Consider the following 14,690-nt stretch of genomic DNA (forward strand, 5'->3'; position numbering starts at 1 on the left):
ATGAATGAGGTCAAGTCAGAACTCGTCATCATCCGCCGGCGGAGCGCCTTCGACGACGAGAAACCGCACGGCGGCGTCTGGAAGATCGCCTATGCGGACTTCATGACAGCGATGATGGCGTTCTTCCTGGTGATGTGGCTGATCAATGCACTCAACCAGGATCAGAAGCAGGTGGTCGCGAGCTATTTCAATCCGATCAAGCTCGCGGAGAACGCACCTGCCCCGAAGGGACTCAAGGATCTCTCCAAGAAGGAGCCGTCGTCGTTCGACGGCCAGGACGGCAGGCGCCAGCCGGGAGGACCGAGCGAGGAACGTCGCGGTGACTCTCCGACGGCCGAGAAGCCGCCCTTCTACGAGGAGAAGGTCCTGTTCCGCGATCCCTATACGACGCTCGCCGAGATCGCCAGCAGTGCGAACCAGGCCTCGGGCCAGCGGCGCGCCGGCGCCCTGACGTCCGCCGAAGAGGATGGCCTCAAGGGAGGCGACGCCTACCGAGATCCGTTCGATCCCGGCTATTGGAAGCTTGCGCCGCAGGCGACCAAGGATGCCGATCGCATCATCGAGGGCGAACCCAAGCCCAAGCCAGAGCCCGAGTTCAAGTCGAATGCGTCCACGCGCGACACTGCGTCCGGGACAGGCCAGGGCGAGCCGCAGGCACGCCGAGCCAGGCAGGACGATGCCGGCGGAAGCGTGGCTCCGAACGGCGACGCGTCGTCCGGAAGCCTGTCGCCTCTGCTGCCGCCGGGGCCCGCGTCGTCGCTGTTCTCACGCGAAGGGAGCGCGCAGCCGGGTGCCCAAGCTGGTAATCAAGCCAATGCCGCCGCGCAGCCGCGTCCCAACGATGCGACGAAGGAATCCGAGCCGCGCGACGCGGTTCAGGCCCAGCAATTAACGGTCAAACAGCTTCAGTCGGCGATCGCGGATGCGCTGTCGGACGTCAAGGCCGGCGCGGGACCGGTGGCCGAGGTGCGTCAGGTCGAGGAAGGCCTGCTGATCAGCCTAACCGACGATGCGAACTTCGGCATGTTCGCGGTCGGCTCGGCTGAGCCGCGGCCCGAACTCATCCGTGTGATCGACAAAATCGGCCCGCTGCTGACAAAGCGTCCCGGCGTGATCATAGTCCGCGGCCACACCGACAATCGGCCGTACCGTTCGGAGACCTACGACAACTGGCGGCTGTCGACGGCCCGTGCGCAGATGGCCTATTACATGCTGGTCCGCTCCGGCGTCGATGCGCAGCGCATCGAGCATGTCGAGGGTTATGCCGATCGGCGGCCGAAGCTTCAAAACGATCCCGCGGCTGCGCAGAATCGCCGGATCGAGATCATGGTCCGGGAGAAGCGTCCTTGATCTGGCCTCTTCTCCGCGCCGCGCTGCTGATGCTGCTGCCGTTCACGGCGGCAGGCGCATTCGCCGAGCCGGCACCGACGCCAGCCCCGGCGGCATCGACATCGAGCGCGCCGTATGAGCTCGTTCGGGCGTTGCAGACCGTGCAGGACGGCATCGCCAACGGCGATAGTGCGGCACACGGTAGCCACGGCGCATTGATCCGGCAGATCGGCGAAAAATTTCTCGCCGCCGATCCGGGCGTGTGGAGTAGTTCGCAGAACGGCCAGGCCGCCGTCATCTATCTGCTCAGCGGCGGCGCACCGCAAATCATCCGCAAGCTGCCGCGAGACAAGCTGAACGTCGATGGACGGCTGTTCGATGGCGCGCTTGCCTATGTCGAGGGTCGTCAGGACGAAGCGCGCGAACTGCTCAAGGACGTCAAGCCGCGGACGATTCCGTCGGGCCTGGGCGGACAGCTCGCGCTGGTCCAGGGCGCGCTGTTCGCACGCGCCGAGGCATCGCTTGCAATCGAGCGTCTGGATGACGCGCGCCTGCTCTTGCCGGGCACATTGGTGGAGGAGGCAGCCCTGCGGCGAGAGATCTTGCTGGTCGGGCAAGCCGAGGATTTCGACAAGTTCGAGTTCCTGGCGCTGGCTTATATCCGGCACTACCACAACTCGGTCTATGCGGGGGACTTCTGGCAGCGTTTTTCCACGGGTCTGACGCAGTCGAGCCTCGCGCTCGACGAGCGTCGGTTTGCGCGGATCAGCACTTTGCTGGAGCAGATCGACCGCGCGAGCCGCCTCAAGCTCTATCTCGTGATCGCGCGCACCGCGATGGTGCGCGGAGGGCTGACCGTGACCCGGCTTGCCGGCGAACGCGCGCTAACGCTCAGCGCCGATGCCTCGGCGGATCGCGAACGGGCGCATTTGTTCCGCGGCCTGTCGCGGACGCTCACCGACGAATATGACGGCGGTCTCGCCGAGTTGAAGGCGCTCGACCGGTCGAAGCTGCCGGAGCGCGACATTCCCTTTCTCAATGCAACGGTGCAGCTCGCACTCGACGTTCGCAGGCCGTTCGCTGGCGGATCCGCCGCCGCAGCCGACAAGCCTCCGGTCACGCCGGCGCGTCTCGACCTCGCGTCGTCGACCGCAACGCTTGCTCGCGCGCAGAAGCAGCTCGGCGAGCTCGAACTCCTCACCAGGGATCGCCGTCCATGACGAAGCTCAGTGGAACCTCCGGACAGGTCTTTTCGGGTCTCGCCGAAAGCCTCAACATGCGGGGCACATCGCGCTCCGGCAAGAGCGCCGGGGCGAAAGCGCCGGCGGACTCGTCCTTCAACGATCTGCTGCACACCGTCTCGAATCTCGCGAAGCGGGCGCTCAACGACGGGGGCAGCGACACGGCCGTCAAAGCCGGAACGCTGCGGACGCGCCTGGCGCACCAGAGCGGGAAGGACAACGCGAGCGACGAGGAAGAGCCCGGATCCAGCGAGAATCTCACCGAGAAATCTTCCGACAAAAAGGTCGACAAACCCTCCGGGAAACATGGACTTCTCGATCATACCGAGCACACCGACGTCCAGGGCCGATCGAGCATTGCCGGGATCATCGGGCAGGAGAGCGTCGCCGGGCCGCAGGTCGTGATGCCGCAGATGCAAGCACCGGCCGGCGACAAGAAGGGTGCGTCCGGGCGCGACGAGCGGTCTGCCACGACGAAGCGCGACGTTCAGGCCATGGGCACGTCGAAGGCGACAGCCGAGCTCCCATCTCCGGTGGCTCCAGCCGCCGCGCATTCGCAGGCCGCGACTTCGCACGCCGGAGTTACCGACCAGGCGTCATCGCCGGAAAGCAGTGTGCCGCCGACGGCAACGGCACCCGGCTTCGAGGCCATCGCGGCCAATGTCGAGCGTGCCGCCAAGGCTTCGGCGCGGGATGCATTGCCCGGAACGACCAAGGTCACCGTGGTTCAGCAGGAGACCCATCTGCCGCCGGCGCAGTTCAACGCTCCGCAGCAGGTTGCCAACGCTGTCGTCGCCGAGCTGAAAGAAGCTCCGGCACCGACGGCGTCCGCAGCTCCAGATCTTACCACGTCCCAAGCCAATGCGCCGGATCAGCCGCTCAAGATCCTGACCATCAATCTCGAGCCGGCCGCGCTCGGCAATGTCACCGTGCGCCTTCGTCTCGTCGGCAACGAAGTGTCCGTCCACCTCGCCGCCGAGCGCAAGGACACGAGCCAGATGCTGGACCAGCAGCGCGATTCGATCCGCGACCTGATGCAGTCGGCGGGCTACGTCGCCGATGTTGCACCCGTCCAGCACGGCTCGCTGGATGGTTTCCAGAGCGGCTCCGGCCAGTCGCAGCCGCAGCTTTCGGGCCAGCAACAGCCCTCGTCGCAGTCGCAAGGCACGTTCGACGGTACGAGTAATTCGTCGGGACAAGCGGACGGCGGCGCGAAGCAGGCCCGACAGGAGCGCCAGTCCAACCAGGAGACGCGTCATGACCAAGACGTGGCGCCGCAGACTCGTCGCGGCCCTGTTTATCTGTAACGCCGGCGCTGCGGCTGCAGCAACCGACAATTCGCGCCCGTGCGAGCGCGAGATGGCGCGTGCGTCCCAGCAGCACGGAATCCCGCTCGGCATTCTCTACGCGGTCGGCTTGACCGAGACCGGGCGGCGCGGCGCACTTTATCCTTACGCGCTCGGCGCCGAAGGACAGACCGTATTCGCCAAGGACATGAACGACGCGATCGCCAACTTTGAAGCCATGCGAGCCAAGGGGATCAAGCTGATCGACCTCGGCTGCATGCAGATCAACCATTACTATCACGGCGACAAGTTCGCCTCGGTGCGGGCGATGTTCGATCCCGCAGGGAATGTCGACTACGCCGCGCGCTTCCTGAAGGAGTTGAAGCAGCGCGAGGGCAGCTGGACCATGGCTGTCGCCCGCTACAATGCAGGCCCCAACAACCAGCCGGCACAGAAGCGCTACGTCTGCCACATCGTCGCGCATCTCGTCTCGAGCGGCTTCGGCGCGTGGACCGACAAGGCGCGCTCGTTCTGTCAGCCGAAGACGACCTGAAGGGCCGACACCAAGTTGTGCATTGGCCTCCATCATCAGCCCCGCGCAAGCAACAGCCTCCATTGTAACTGCAACCTACCAAAGGAGCCTAATTCATGAGCCTGTATGGTGTTATGCGCACCGGCGTTTCCGGGATGAGCGCGCAGTCCAACAAGCTGTCGACGGTTTCGGACAATATCGCGAACGTCAACACCACCGGCTACAAGCGGGCTTCGACCGAGTTTTCCTCGCTGATCCTGAAGAGCGGCTCGGGCAATTACGATTCCGGCGCGGTCGAGACCACGGTGCGTTACGCGATCTCCGATGCCGGCAATTACCAGTTCACGACCTCGGCGACGGATCTCGCGGTTCAAGGCAACGGCTTCTTCGTGGTGCAGGATCCGAACGGCAACAACTTCCTGACGCGCGCCGGTGCGTTCGTGCCCGACAGTACGGGCAATCTCGTCAACGCCGCCGGCTTCCAGCTGATGGGCTACAACATCCAGAACGGAGCCGTGCCCAATACTGTCGCCAACGGTTTCGGCAACCTGCAGGTCGTCAACGTCAACCAGATGGCGCTCCAGGCGTCGGCTTCGACCAAAGCGACGGTGGCTGCCAACCTGGATCCCAGTGCTGCGGTCGTCGCGTTTCCGGCCACGCCTGCAGGTCCGGGCAACTATACGTCGAAGACGTCAATGGTGACTTACGACAACATCGGCAACCCGATAACTCTCAACGTCTATGCGGCAAAGACAGCGGCCGATACATGGGATATCGAGGTTTACGATCCGACGGGAGCTATGATTTCGACGCCGGGTCCTGCTACGACTTTCACTTTCGACGTCACAGCCGTCGGCAAGGGTGCGCTCGCTGCGGCGAGTACAAAAACGATGCCTCTGACCGTCCCCAGCGGTTCGACGAGTTTCCCTCTCACGATCGACCTCTCGGCGATGACCCAGGTCGCTTCCAGCTTCGACTTCAAGGCCACGGTCGACGGCAACGCTCCGTCCGCGGTGGACAAGGTGAACATCGACAGCAAGGGCGTGGTCACCGCCGTCCTCAAGAACGGCACCACGCTGCCGAGCTTTCAGATCGCGCTCGCGACCGTTCCGAGCCCGGACCATCTGACGCCCGAAGTCGGCAACGTCTATTCGCCGAACCTGGATTCTGGAAACGTGCAGGTCGATGTGTCTGGCAAGAGCGGGCTCGGCACGATCCAGTCCGGTGCTCTGGAAGATTCCAACGTCGATCTCGCGGACGAGTTGACCTCGATGATCGAGGCGCAGCGAGGTTTCACCGCGAATTCGAAATCATTCCAGACCGGCGCCGATCTGCTGGACGTCGTCGTCAACCTGAAGCGCTGAGTCTCTCAGCGCTCGTTCCCGGCAAGAGCAGATCATGAACCTTACCGCCGCTCTCGAATCCGCCCGCTCCTCGCTGATGGCGTCGGGCATCCAGTCGTCGGTCATTTCGCGCAACATAGCCGGTGCCAGCTCCACCGGCTATTCGCGCAAGATTGCCGTGCTGGACAACCTCCCGGGAACCGGCGTCTACGTGGCGGCGATCCAGCGCGCCGCGAGCTCGGGTCTCTACACCAACGTGCTGACCGCAACCTCGACGTCGGCCAAGCAGAGCGCGATCCTTGACGGTCTCCAGAAGATCGCATCTGCCACGGTGGACGATCCGGAACTCGACCAGTCGCCGACGGCGCAGCTCAACGCGCTGAAGAAGGCGCTCCAGCAATATGCCAACGCCCCGGACAACACCACGCTGGCGCAGGCAGCGGTGACGTCCGCCAAGGACATGGCGACCGCGCTCAATCAGGCGACTCTGACCGTGCAGTCGGCCCGTGAGGGCGCGGATGCCGACATGCAAACGTCGGTTCAAACCATCAATCGGTTGCTCTCCCAGTTCCAGACCGTCAACACCGCGATCGTGAAGGGGACGATCTCCGGCGACGACATCACGGACTACCTCGACCAGCGCGACAGCATCGTCTCGCAGATGTCGCAGGAGGTCGGGGTCTCGATGTCGCTCCGTCCCAACGGCGACGCGGCGCTCTATACCGACAGCGGCGTCGTGCTGTTCGACAAGACGGCGCGAACGGTGAGCTTTGCGCCGACGAACGCCTATACGGCCGGCACCACCGGCAATACCGTCTATATCGACGGCGTTCCGGTGACCGGCGCCAATTCCGTGATGCCGCTCAAGTCCGGCAAGCTAGCTGGCCTGGCCCAGCTGCGCGACAACGATACGGTTACGTACCAGAGCCAGCTCGACGAAATAGCGCGTGGCCTCGTCGACGCCTTCAAGGAAAGTGACCAGTCGCCTGTTCCGACGCTGCTCAACGTTCCCGGTCTCTTCACCTATCCCGGCGCGCCGGCGATTCCGGCGAGCGCCACCGTCTTGGTGGGCCTCGCTGGTACCATTTCGGTTGCTGCATCGGTCGATCCGGCCCAGGGCGGCAATCCTAATCTGCTGCGCGACGGCGCGATCAGCGGCAACGTCGCATACCAATACAATACCGCCGGCAATGGCGGTTACTCGGCCCGGCTGCAGCAGCTCATCGGCGCCATGGATGCGTCGCAGCCGTTCGATGCGACCACGCAAGGCAAGCCGAACGGCAGCTTGATCGATTTCGCGTCGTCGTCGACGAGCTGGATCGAAAACCAGCGCAAGACCGCGGACTCCAACGTCACCTACCAGAAAACGCTGCTCGACCGCAGCACTGCGGCGCTGTCGAACGTCAGCGGCGTCAACATGGATGACGAGATGTCGTTGATGCTCCAGGTCGAGCGCACCTATTCGGCCTCGTCGAAGATCATCTCGACCGTCGACGAAATGTTGCAGAGTCTGCTGGCTGCCGTGGGAAATTAAGTCATGATGAGCGCGAACTACATCTCGACCTTGATGCTGTCTTCGTCGTTGAGATCCTCGATCACCAACAATCAGGCCGCGCTGGCCAAGGCTTCGAAGGAAGCCATCACCGGCCGCTTCGCCGATGTCGGCCTCGAGCTTGGTGCCACGACGGGAGGCGACGTCACCCTGCGGGCGGATTTGAGCTTCGCCGATCAGCTCGTCGATACCAATGGGCTCGTCGCGGGGCGACTGGACATAACGCAGAGCCGGATCACCCAGCTTGGATCGACCGCGACGGACTTCCTCAAGGACCTGATCGCGGCGCGCAGTACCGATGGCGGCGGGCGCATCATCCTGCCACCTGCGTCCTCCAACCTCCAGGATCTGATTGGCGCGCTGAACGTCTCCTATAACGGCTCGTCTCTCTTTGCGGGCATCAACACGCAGAACACGCCGATCACGGCCTACACCGCGGGCTCGGCCAGCAAGAACCAGGTCGACGCCGACTTCCTTGCGACCTTCGGCTTCTCGCAATCATCGCCCAGCGTGAACACCATCACTCCTGGCCAGATGCAGACCTTCCTCGACACCACCTTCGATGCCGAGTTCGCGAGCCCGGCCTGGAACACGAATTGGTCATCGGCGACCGACCAGGTGATGCAAAGCCGTATCTCCACGACCGAGATCGCCGATACCTCCGTCAGCGCCAATCAGACAGGCTTCCGCAAGCTCGCCGAGGCCTACACCATGATGGCAGATCTCGGGAACGCGAACCTGGACCAAGCGACGTTCCAGGTCGTCGTGGATAAGGCCATCGGCCTTGTCGGAAACGCCATCACGGACCTTGCGACCCTCGGCGGCGACATCGGCACGGTCCAGCAGCGGATCACCTCCGCAACCGACAAGCTCAAGACGCAGCAGGATATTCTGAACAATCAGATCGTCGGTATAGAGAAGGTCGATCCGACGGAAGCCTCCGTGAGGGTCAACACCTTGCAGACGCAGATCCAGACGGCGCTTGCGCTCACCTCGCAGCTCCAGAAGATCAGCCTCATCAACTATCTCTGAGTCCAGCTCCTTCGTAAGGCGCGTAACCCTTGTCTTGTTGTTCAGTCTCCTGCGCAGAGTTGTCCTGATGACGTTTGAAGCCTATGAATCGGTCGTCGACGAGAGCGGCTATGAGGCGCGGGGCCGCGAGCGGCAGGCGCTCAGCCTCGGCATCGACCGGCTCGAGCGGATCCAGTCGGACCGCTTCAGCCTCGAGGATCTGGTCGAGAGCCTGCTCTATGTGCGGCGGCTGTGGACGATCTTCATCGAGGATCTCGCGCATCCGGAAAACGGACTTCCGGAAAAGCTGCGCGCCGACATCATCTCGATCGGCCTGTGGGTGGTCAAGGAAGCCGACCGCCTTCGTGAAGAAAAGTCGAACGACGTTATCCAGCTCATCGAAATCAACCGCCTGATCCGAGACGCACTTTGATGAAGATATCCTTGCGTGCGGGCGAACGGGTCTACATCAACGGCGCGGTGCTGCGCGTGGACCGCAAGGTCTCCGTCGAGCTCGTCAACGACGTGATGTTCCTGCTCGAAGGGCAGATCATGCAGGCCTCCGACGCCACCACGGCGCTGCGGCAGCTCTATTTCATCGTCCAGCTCATGCTGATGAATCCGACCGACGTCCGCGATGCTTCGGCTCTCTACGCGCAGCATCACGCCGCCCTGCTCGCGGTGTGCGAGAGCCAGGAGATGCTGGTCGGGCTTGGCACGGTCGACGACCTGGTCGGAGCGACCCGTTACTTCGAGGCGCTCAAGCGGATCCGGGCACTGTTTCCAGTGGAGCAGGCCATCCTGGCCGGCGCCACGATCGATTCCCCATTCGAGGCTGCCTGACAGGAGAACTACATGAACGTCACCAGCGCGACCGATAGCACCAGCAAGTCGTCCAGTTCGACCAGCTCGACGACGCCGAAGTCGAGCACCGGCGTCGACTACAACACGTTTCTTCAGCTCCTCATCGCGGAGATGAAAAACCAGGATCCGACCAATCCGATGGATACCTCGCAATATATGAGCCAGTTTGCGCAGCTCTCGTCGGTCGAGCAGGCGATGCAGACCAATACCAAGCTCGACGCTCTGCTGTCTTCGCAGTCGCTGTCGCAGGCCGACGGGCTGATCGGAAAGACCGTCAGCTTCACGGACGCGACCGGAGCGAGCTTCAGCGGCAAGGTCGCTTCGATCTCCATCAACAGCGACGGCTCCGTCGCGACGCTCGAGAACGGCACGAAAGTCGCGATCGGCCCCGGTCTCACGATCAGCCAGTCATGAACGAACGGGATGCTCTCGACATCGTCCAGGCGGCGATCTGGACCATCATCGTCGCCTCCGGGCCTGCCGTCGGTGCCGCGATGCTGGTCGGCACCATCATCGCGCTGATCCAGGCGCTGACCCAGATCCAGGAGGTGACGCTGACCTTCGTTCCGAAGATCATCGTCATTCTCGTGGTCGTTGCCGTCTCCGGTTCCTTCATCGGAGCCCATCTCTCCACCTTCACCGAGATGGTCTATTCGCACATCGAGCACGGCTTCTGATCCGGACGGTCCCAGCCACCTCTGCCGCCCCTGCCACCACCACCCCCGCGTAAGCTTTGCACGGCAGATTACGGGCCGGATCCTCTGCCGGTGACCCATGTCCGATACGTTAGCCGCTAGCCTGCCGACCCCGCGACGATTGGGCGCCGATGCCTTTTTCGCAGGCGGCATCGTGGCCATGCTCACGATCCTGTTCCTGCCCATACCGCCGATCCTGATCGATCTCGGCCTCGCGTTCTCGATCGCGCTCTCGGCACTGATCCTGATGGTCGCACTGTGGATCCAGCGGCCGCTTGATTTTTCTGCCTTCCCGACCGTGCTCCTGATCGCGACGATCCTGCGGCTTGCGCTCAACGTCGCAACGACCCGTCTCATCCTGTCGCGCGGCGGGGAGGGGGAAAACGCCGCGGGCCATGTCGTTGCCGGTTTCTCGAAGTTCGTCATGGGCGGCGACTTCGTCATCGGCCTGATCATTTTCGCGATTCTGGTCACGGTGAACTTCGTCGTGATCACCAAGGGCGCGACGCGTATCGCCGAAGTCGGCGCCCGTTTCACTCTGGATGCCATCCCCGGCAAGCAGATGGCGATCGACGCGGATCTGTCCGCGGGCCTGATCGACGACAAGGAAGCCCAGCGCCGGCGCCGCGAGCTGGAAGAGGAGAGCGCGTTCTTCGGCGCCATGGACGGTGCCTCGAAATTCGTTCGCGGCGACGCCGTCGCCGGTTTGATCATCACCGCGATCAACATTTTCGGCGGTATCATCATCGGCGTGACGCATCACGGGTTGACGCTGGCACGCGCCGCCGACGTCTACACCAAGCTGTCCGTGGGCGACGGTCTGGTAACGCAGATGCCGGCGCTGATCGTGTCGCTGTCGGCGGGCCTGCTCGTCTCGAAGGGCGGCACCCGGGGTTCGGCCGAGCAGGCCGTGTTGCGGCAGCTCGGCGGCTATCCGCGCGCGGTGTCGGCCGCCGCGTTGATGATGTTCGTGCTCGCCTTGATGCCGGGGCTGCCGACGGCGCCCTTCCTGCTGCTCGGCGGCGTCATGGCCTTCGTCGGGTATTCGCTGCCGAGGCGGCAAGCAGCCCTGAAGCAGAAGGAAGATGCGCGCAAGGCCGACGAACGTGCCCAGGTCGATGCCAAGGAATCCGTCAAGGAATCGCTCAAGACCGCGGAGATCGAGCTGGCGCTCGGCGGGCACCTCTCGGTCCATCTGCTCGGGTCGCGCAACGAACTGGCGCACCGCGTGGCCAAGATCCGCAAGAAGTTCGCCAAGCAGTACGGCTTCGTGGTTCCCGAGATCAAGCTCACCGACAATCTGTCGATCGATCCCAAGGGATACCAGATCCGGATCCACGACACCCGCGTCGCCCAGGGCGAGCTCCGGCTCGGAGAAGTGCTGGTCCTCGTCGACAAGGACGGCAAGCCCGACGTTCCCGGCGAAGAGGTGATCGAGCCGGCCTTCGGCATGAAGGCGCTGTGGGTGACGGACGCGTTCACCGACGAGGTCAAGCGTCAGGGCTGCAAGCCGGTCGACAATCTGTCGGTGCTGCTCACGCATCTGAGCGAAGTGATCAGGGCCAACCTCGCCCAGCTGCTGTCCTACAAGGACATGCGCGGCCTGCTCGACCGGCTCGATCCCGAATACAAGCGCCTGGTCGAGGATCTCTGCCCGTCGCAGATATCGTATTCGGGGCTGCTGGCGATTCTGAAGATCCTGCTGGCCGAGCGCGTGTCGATCCGCAACCTGCATCTGATCCTCGAAGCCATCGCCGAGATCGCGCCTCATGTGCGGCGCTCCGAGCAGGTGGCAGAGCATGTGCGTACGCGTCTTGCCCAACAGATTTGCGGCGATCTCTCCGACAACGGCGTGCTCAACGTCGTCCGTCTCGGCAACCGCTGGGATCTCGCGTTCCACCAGAGCTTGAAGCGCGACGCCAAGGGCGACGTCGTCGAATTCGACGCCGATCCGCGCCTGATCGAGCAGTTCGCGACCGAAGCCAGCGCCGCGATCCGCAAGTTCACCGAGAACGGCACCAGCGTGGTGCTGGCCGTGACCCCGGAAGCGCGTCCCTACGTCCGGATGATCCTGGAGCGGGTCTTTCCGACACTGCCGATCCTGTCGCATGTCGAAGTCGCGCGCAGCACCGAAATCAGGGCCCTCGGAGCCATATCGTGATCAGCGGCCTCACCGACAGCGTGCTGGTGACGTTCATCGTGTTCTGCCGCATCGGTGCTTGCCTGATGCTGGTCCCCGGCTATTCCAGCGTCAATGTTCCGGCCCAGGTCCGCTTGTTCGTCGCGCTCGTCACGACGTTTGCGCTAACGCCGATCCTGGCCGCCGTCCTGAAACCGCTCACGGACAACGCGGCGCCGCTGTCGCTCGCGCTCCTGATCTGCTCCGAACTCGTGGTCGGAGCCGTCATCGGGCTCGGCGGTCGCGTGTTCTTTCTCGCACTCCAGACCATGGCCACCGTGATGGCCAGCGCGATCGGGCTGAGCAACATCCCGGGGACGCCGGTCGGCGACACCGATCCGGCGCCGGCCCTGGTGCCGCTGATCATGACGTCGGTCACGACGCTGTTCTTCATGACCGACCAGCACTGGCAGGTCCTGCGCGGGCTGATGAACTCCTACGACGTCTGGCATCCCGGCGACCGGCTCGGCGGCAGCATGCCGCTCGACCAGCTCGTCGGCCGGCTATCGGAGGCATTCGTGCTGACGCTGCGGATCGCCAGCCCTTTCATCGTCTATTCGGTCGTCGTCAACCTGGCGGTCGGCCTGATCAACAAGCTGACGCCGGCGATTCCGGTCTATTTCATCTCGGTGCCCTTCGTGCTGTTCGGCGGCTTCCTGCTGCTCTACCTCACCAGCGACGAGCTCCTGAGGCAATTCATGCTCGGCGTCTCATCGTGGCTGGCGGAGTGATCGCCATGACGTCGCGCGCGGACAAGCTCGGCCGGATGGTCTCGCTCGTGAAGCTCCAGCTCCGGTTGTCAGAGTGGCAGCTCGCGCAGCTGCGGCAGCAGGAGCGCAGCTTGCAGGACGAACAGGAATGGCTGGTCGGAACTCTCAACGAGGGGAAGCCGCCGGCGGGATCATCGAGCGAATCGATCGCGCGGCGCCTGACCAGAACCAGCGTCGGCGCGCGCGCGATTCAGGCCCAGGCCTCGCAGCAGCTCGACCAGGTTCGCGCGGAGAGCCGCCGTGTGAAGCAGTTCGAGCAGGTCGCGAAGGCGGCGCTCGCGGACAAGCTTCGCGACGTCGAGAAGCGATCGCTCGAGGAGATGACGGGAACAAGCCTCACCGTGCGCGAGTGGACGCCACGGCCAGCCAATCGGACCAAGACATGATCGTGACCGCGACACCCGACCTCGTTCTCGACGTCCTTGACGCCGCCGATCCCGTGACGCAGCGCGCGGCCACAGCGAAGCTCGACGCGCTCAAATCATCGGACACGGATTTCGCCGCCACGATGGATGCGGAGGTCGGCAAGGCCAAGGCGGCGGCCGCCGCCGAACAATCCGCGACGAAGGTTTCGGAACCGCAGTCGGGTGCGGTGAACGGGGCGCCGGTGCAGGTGATCAAGGCGCCGGCATCCGGCGAGGTGTACCGCAAGTTCGAGGCCTTCATCCTCCAGACCTTCGTCGAGACGATGTTGCCGAAGGAGTCGGAGGAGGTCTTTGGAAAAGGCACGGCCGGCGGCGTCTGGAAGTCGATGCTGGCGGAGCAACTTGGTGCTCAGCTGGCAAAGGGCAAGGGCATTGGCATTGCCAAGCAGCTCGCCGCCGCGCATCCGGCGGGGCCGGATGCTACGGGCAAGGCCGGATGACGATCCGGGAATGGATGACAGAAGTTGAAGGGTGACTTTCCTATGCAGGCACAAGAAGGCGCGGCGGCCATGGTGATGGAACAGCCGGCCGTGGACACCGAGGCGACGACGATGGCAGCCGTGTCGGGCGATGGGCTGTTGCCCGTCCTGCTGCCGAATGTCGGTGGTGAGGTGGCGAACGACGGTGCGGACCCGGCGAGATCGGACGAGGTACGCGGCCTGTTAGCCGCGATCCGCCGGCTCGAAGCCATCGTCGAAGAGGAGACGGCAGCGCTCGCGACGGGCAAGAAAATCGACTTCGACGAGTTCAGCGCCCGGAAGAGCCGGAGCATGCTGGAATTCGTCCGCCTGATGCGGGCACGAATGCACCTCGGCGGCGAGGTCGAGATCACTCAGGAGATCCAGCGGCTGCGCGAGAAGCTCGAGCGAAACCGTTCCATCCTCGAAATGCATTACGATGCGGTGCGCGAGGTCGCGACCATCATAGTCAAGGCCATCAAGGACGCCGAGTCGGACGGCACCTATACCGGTCGCGCAGCACAGGACGGAAAATGATCAGACTCGTGCTAGCCGGGCTCTGGGTATGCATCCTCACCGCGGGAACGAGCTACGCCGTGGCCTATTGGAAGGAAAATGGCAGCCTGCTGCCGGCAAAGGACGAATACCTTGACGGGCTGCAGTACCAGAAGACGCGGGCGCTGAGCGTGCCCATGGTCGAGGGTGGCAACGTTCAGGGCTACATCGTCGCGCGCTTTGTCTACACCGTTGAGGCGCGAACCATGCACCAGCTCAACGTGCCGCCCGAGCCGTTCGTCGTCGATGAAGCCTTCCGCAGGATCTATGCCGACGACCGCCTCGATTTCAGAAAACTCGCTCGTTACGACCTCTCCATCCTCACGACGGCCATCAAGCAGCGTGTCAACGAGCGAATGCAGGCCGAAGTCGTCCAGGACGTCCTTGTCGAGGACTTCAATTACGTGTCGAAGGAAGAATTCCAGCAGAAGCCCTAGGGCATTATCGGTT

17 protein-coding genes are annotated in these 14,690 nt (G+C 63.7%); all 17 read left to right on the forward strand.

Features of this window, described 5'->3' with window-relative positions; all coding sequences use genetic code 11:
- The 17 genes from AC0L30_RS13435 to AC0L30_RS13515 all read left to right on the forward strand — a co-directional run bounded on the left by AC0L30_RS13435 (position 1) and on the right by AC0L30_RS13515 (position 14,677).
- Positions 1 to 1,350, forward strand: a complete 1,350-nt coding sequence (locus AC0L30_RS13435; protein WP_219681277.1) for a MotB family protein — start codon at positions 1 to 3, stop codon at positions 1,348 to 1,350.
- Positions 1,347 to 2,549, forward strand: a complete 1,203-nt coding sequence (locus AC0L30_RS13440) for a chemotaxis protein (RefSeq protein WP_473404445.1) — start codon at positions 1,347 to 1,349, stop codon at positions 2,547 to 2,549. The genes AC0L30_RS13435 and AC0L30_RS13440 overlap by 4 nt, the downstream gene beginning before the upstream one ends.
- The gene (fliK, locus tag AC0L30_RS13445; RefSeq protein ID WP_473254999.1) at positions 2,546 to 3,877 is read left to right on the forward strand and encodes a flagellar hook-length control protein FliK; all 1,332 of its coding nucleotides are present in this window, start codon (positions 2,546 to 2,548) and stop codon (positions 3,875 to 3,877) included. Before AC0L30_RS13440 ends, fliK begins: the two co-directional genes overlap by 4 nt.
- The gene (locus AC0L30_RS13450; protein ID WP_219681273.1) at positions 3,828 to 4,409 is read left to right on the forward strand and encodes a transglycosylase SLT domain-containing protein; all 582 of its coding nucleotides are present in this window, start codon (positions 3,828 to 3,830) and stop codon (positions 4,407 to 4,409) included. Before fliK ends, AC0L30_RS13450 begins: the two co-directional genes overlap by 50 nt.
- Before the next feature lie 95 nt (positions 4,410 to 4,504).
- Positions 4,505 to 5,752, forward strand: coding sequence for a flagellar hook protein FlgE (locus tag AC0L30_RS13455; RefSeq protein ID WP_354201319.1), 1,248 nt, complete (start codon positions 4,505 to 4,507; stop codon positions 5,750 to 5,752).
- A gap of 34 nt (positions 5,753 to 5,786) precedes the next feature.
- Entirely contained in the window at positions 5,787 to 7,265 is a 1,479-nt protein-coding gene (gene flgK, locus AC0L30_RS13460) for a flagellar hook-associated protein FlgK (RefSeq protein ID WP_473404446.1), read from the forward strand.
- A 3-nt stretch (positions 7,266 to 7,268) separates the two neighbouring features.
- Positions 7,269 to 8,315, forward strand: a complete 1,047-nt coding sequence (locus tag AC0L30_RS13465; RefSeq protein WP_473404447.1) for a flagellar hook-associated family protein — start codon at positions 7,269 to 7,271, stop codon at positions 8,313 to 8,315.
- A gap of 67 nt (positions 8,316 to 8,382) precedes the next feature.
- The gene (gene flaF, locus AC0L30_RS13470) at positions 8,383 to 8,727 is read left to right on the forward strand and encodes a flagellar biosynthesis regulator FlaF (protein ID WP_007595854.1); all 345 of its coding nucleotides are present in this window, start codon (positions 8,383 to 8,385) and stop codon (positions 8,725 to 8,727) included.
- Positions 8,727 to 9,137, forward strand: coding sequence for a flagellar biosynthesis repressor FlbT (flbT, locus tag AC0L30_RS13475; protein ID WP_007595853.1), 411 nt, complete (start codon positions 8,727 to 8,729; stop codon positions 9,135 to 9,137). Before flaF ends, flbT begins: the two co-directional genes overlap by 1 nt.
- A gap of 12 nt (positions 9,138 to 9,149) precedes the next feature.
- Entirely contained in the window at positions 9,150 to 9,572 is a 423-nt protein-coding gene (flgD, locus tag AC0L30_RS13480; protein WP_007595852.1) for a flagellar hook assembly protein FlgD, read from the forward strand.
- Entirely contained in the window at positions 9,569 to 9,835 is a 267-nt protein-coding gene (fliQ, locus tag AC0L30_RS13485; RefSeq protein ID WP_007595851.1) for a flagellar biosynthesis protein FliQ, read from the forward strand. Before flgD ends, fliQ begins: the two co-directional genes overlap by 4 nt.
- A gap of 97 nt (positions 9,836 to 9,932) precedes the next feature.
- Positions 9,933 to 12,014, forward strand: a complete 2,082-nt coding sequence (gene flhA, locus AC0L30_RS13490) for a flagellar biosynthesis protein FlhA (RefSeq protein ID WP_007595850.1) — start codon at positions 9,933 to 9,935, stop codon at positions 12,012 to 12,014.
- Positions 12,011 to 12,763 (forward strand): flagellar biosynthesis protein FliR, encoded by a 753-nt coding sequence (gene fliR / locus AC0L30_RS13495; protein ID WP_473404448.1) that lies wholly within the window; start codon positions 12,011 to 12,013, stop codon positions 12,761 to 12,763. Before flhA ends, fliR begins: the two co-directional genes overlap by 4 nt.
- Positions 12,764 to 12,768: 5 nt before the next feature.
- Complete coding sequence (locus AC0L30_RS13500; RefSeq protein ID WP_035995241.1) at positions 12,769 to 13,188, forward strand: hypothetical protein; 420 nt, start codon at positions 12,769 to 12,771, stop codon at positions 13,186 to 13,188.
- The gene (locus tag AC0L30_RS13505; protein ID WP_473404449.1) at positions 13,185 to 13,667 is read left to right on the forward strand and encodes a rod-binding protein; all 483 of its coding nucleotides are present in this window, start codon (positions 13,185 to 13,187) and stop codon (positions 13,665 to 13,667) included. The genes AC0L30_RS13500 and AC0L30_RS13505 overlap by 4 nt, the downstream gene beginning before the upstream one ends.
- A gap of 42 nt (positions 13,668 to 13,709) precedes the next feature.
- On the forward strand, positions 13,710 to 14,222 hold the full coding sequence (locus tag AC0L30_RS13510; RefSeq protein ID WP_473404450.1) for a flagellar biosynthesis protein FlgN: 513 nt from the start codon (positions 13,710 to 13,712) through the stop codon (positions 14,220 to 14,222).
- Positions 14,219 to 14,677 (forward strand): hypothetical protein, encoded by a 459-nt coding sequence (locus AC0L30_RS13515; protein WP_007595846.1) that lies wholly within the window; start codon positions 14,219 to 14,221, stop codon positions 14,675 to 14,677. Before AC0L30_RS13510 ends, AC0L30_RS13515 begins: the two co-directional genes overlap by 4 nt.
- Positions 14,678 to 14,690 lie beyond the last annotated feature (13 nt).

Source organism: Bradyrhizobium sp. MI1.11, from assembly GCF_055811255.1.

What these genes read in the sequence shown, in the direction of transcription:
- AC0L30_RS13455 (WP_354201319.1), top strand. Translation starts at nt 4,505, where the DNA reads ATGAGCCTGTATGGTGTTATGCGCACCGGCGTTTCCGGGATGAGCGCG.
- flgD (WP_007595852.1), top strand. Translation starts at nt 9,150, where the DNA reads ATGAACGTCACCAGCGCGACCGATAGCACCAGCAAGTCGTCCAGTTCG.
- AC0L30_RS13435 (WP_219681277.1), top strand. Translation starts at nt 1, where the DNA reads ATGAATGAGGTCAAGTCAGAACTCGTCATCATCCGCCGGCGGAGCGCC.
- AC0L30_RS13465 (WP_473404447.1), top strand. Translation starts at nt 7,269, where the DNA reads ATGATGAGCGCGAACTACATCTCGACCTTGATGCTGTCTTCGTCGTTG.
- AC0L30_RS13450 (WP_219681273.1), top strand. Translation starts at nt 3,828, where the DNA reads ATGACCAAGACGTGGCGCCGCAGACTCGTCGCGGCCCTGTTTATCTGT.
- AC0L30_RS13510 (WP_473404450.1), top strand. Translation starts at nt 13,710, where the DNA reads ATGCAGGCACAAGAAGGCGCGGCGGCCATGGTGATGGAACAGCCGGCC.
- flgK (WP_473404446.1), top strand. Translation starts at nt 5,787, where the DNA reads ATGAACCTTACCGCCGCTCTCGAATCCGCCCGCTCCTCGCTGATGGCG.
- flbT (WP_007595853.1), top strand. Translation starts at nt 8,727, where the DNA reads ATGAAGATATCCTTGCGTGCGGGCGAACGGGTCTACATCAACGGCGCG.
- fliQ (WP_007595851.1), top strand. Translation starts at nt 9,569, where the DNA reads ATGAACGAACGGGATGCTCTCGACATCGTCCAGGCGGCGATCTGGACC.
- fliK (WP_473254999.1), top strand. Translation starts at nt 2,546, where the DNA reads ATGACGAAGCTCAGTGGAACCTCCGGACAGGTCTTTTCGGGTCTCGCC.
- AC0L30_RS13515 (WP_007595846.1), top strand. Translation starts at nt 14,219, where the DNA reads ATGATCAGACTCGTGCTAGCCGGGCTCTGGGTATGCATCCTCACCGCG.
- AC0L30_RS13500 (WP_035995241.1), top strand. Translation starts at nt 12,769, where the DNA reads ATGACGTCGCGCGCGGACAAGCTCGGCCGGATGGTCTCGCTCGTGAAG.
- flhA (WP_007595850.1), top strand. Translation starts at nt 9,933, where the DNA reads ATGTCCGATACGTTAGCCGCTAGCCTGCCGACCCCGCGACGATTGGGC.
- AC0L30_RS13505 (WP_473404449.1), top strand. Translation starts at nt 13,185, where the DNA reads ATGATCGTGACCGCGACACCCGACCTCGTTCTCGACGTCCTTGACGCC.
- flaF (WP_007595854.1), top strand. Translation starts at nt 8,383, where the DNA reads ATGACGTTTGAAGCCTATGAATCGGTCGTCGACGAGAGCGGCTATGAG.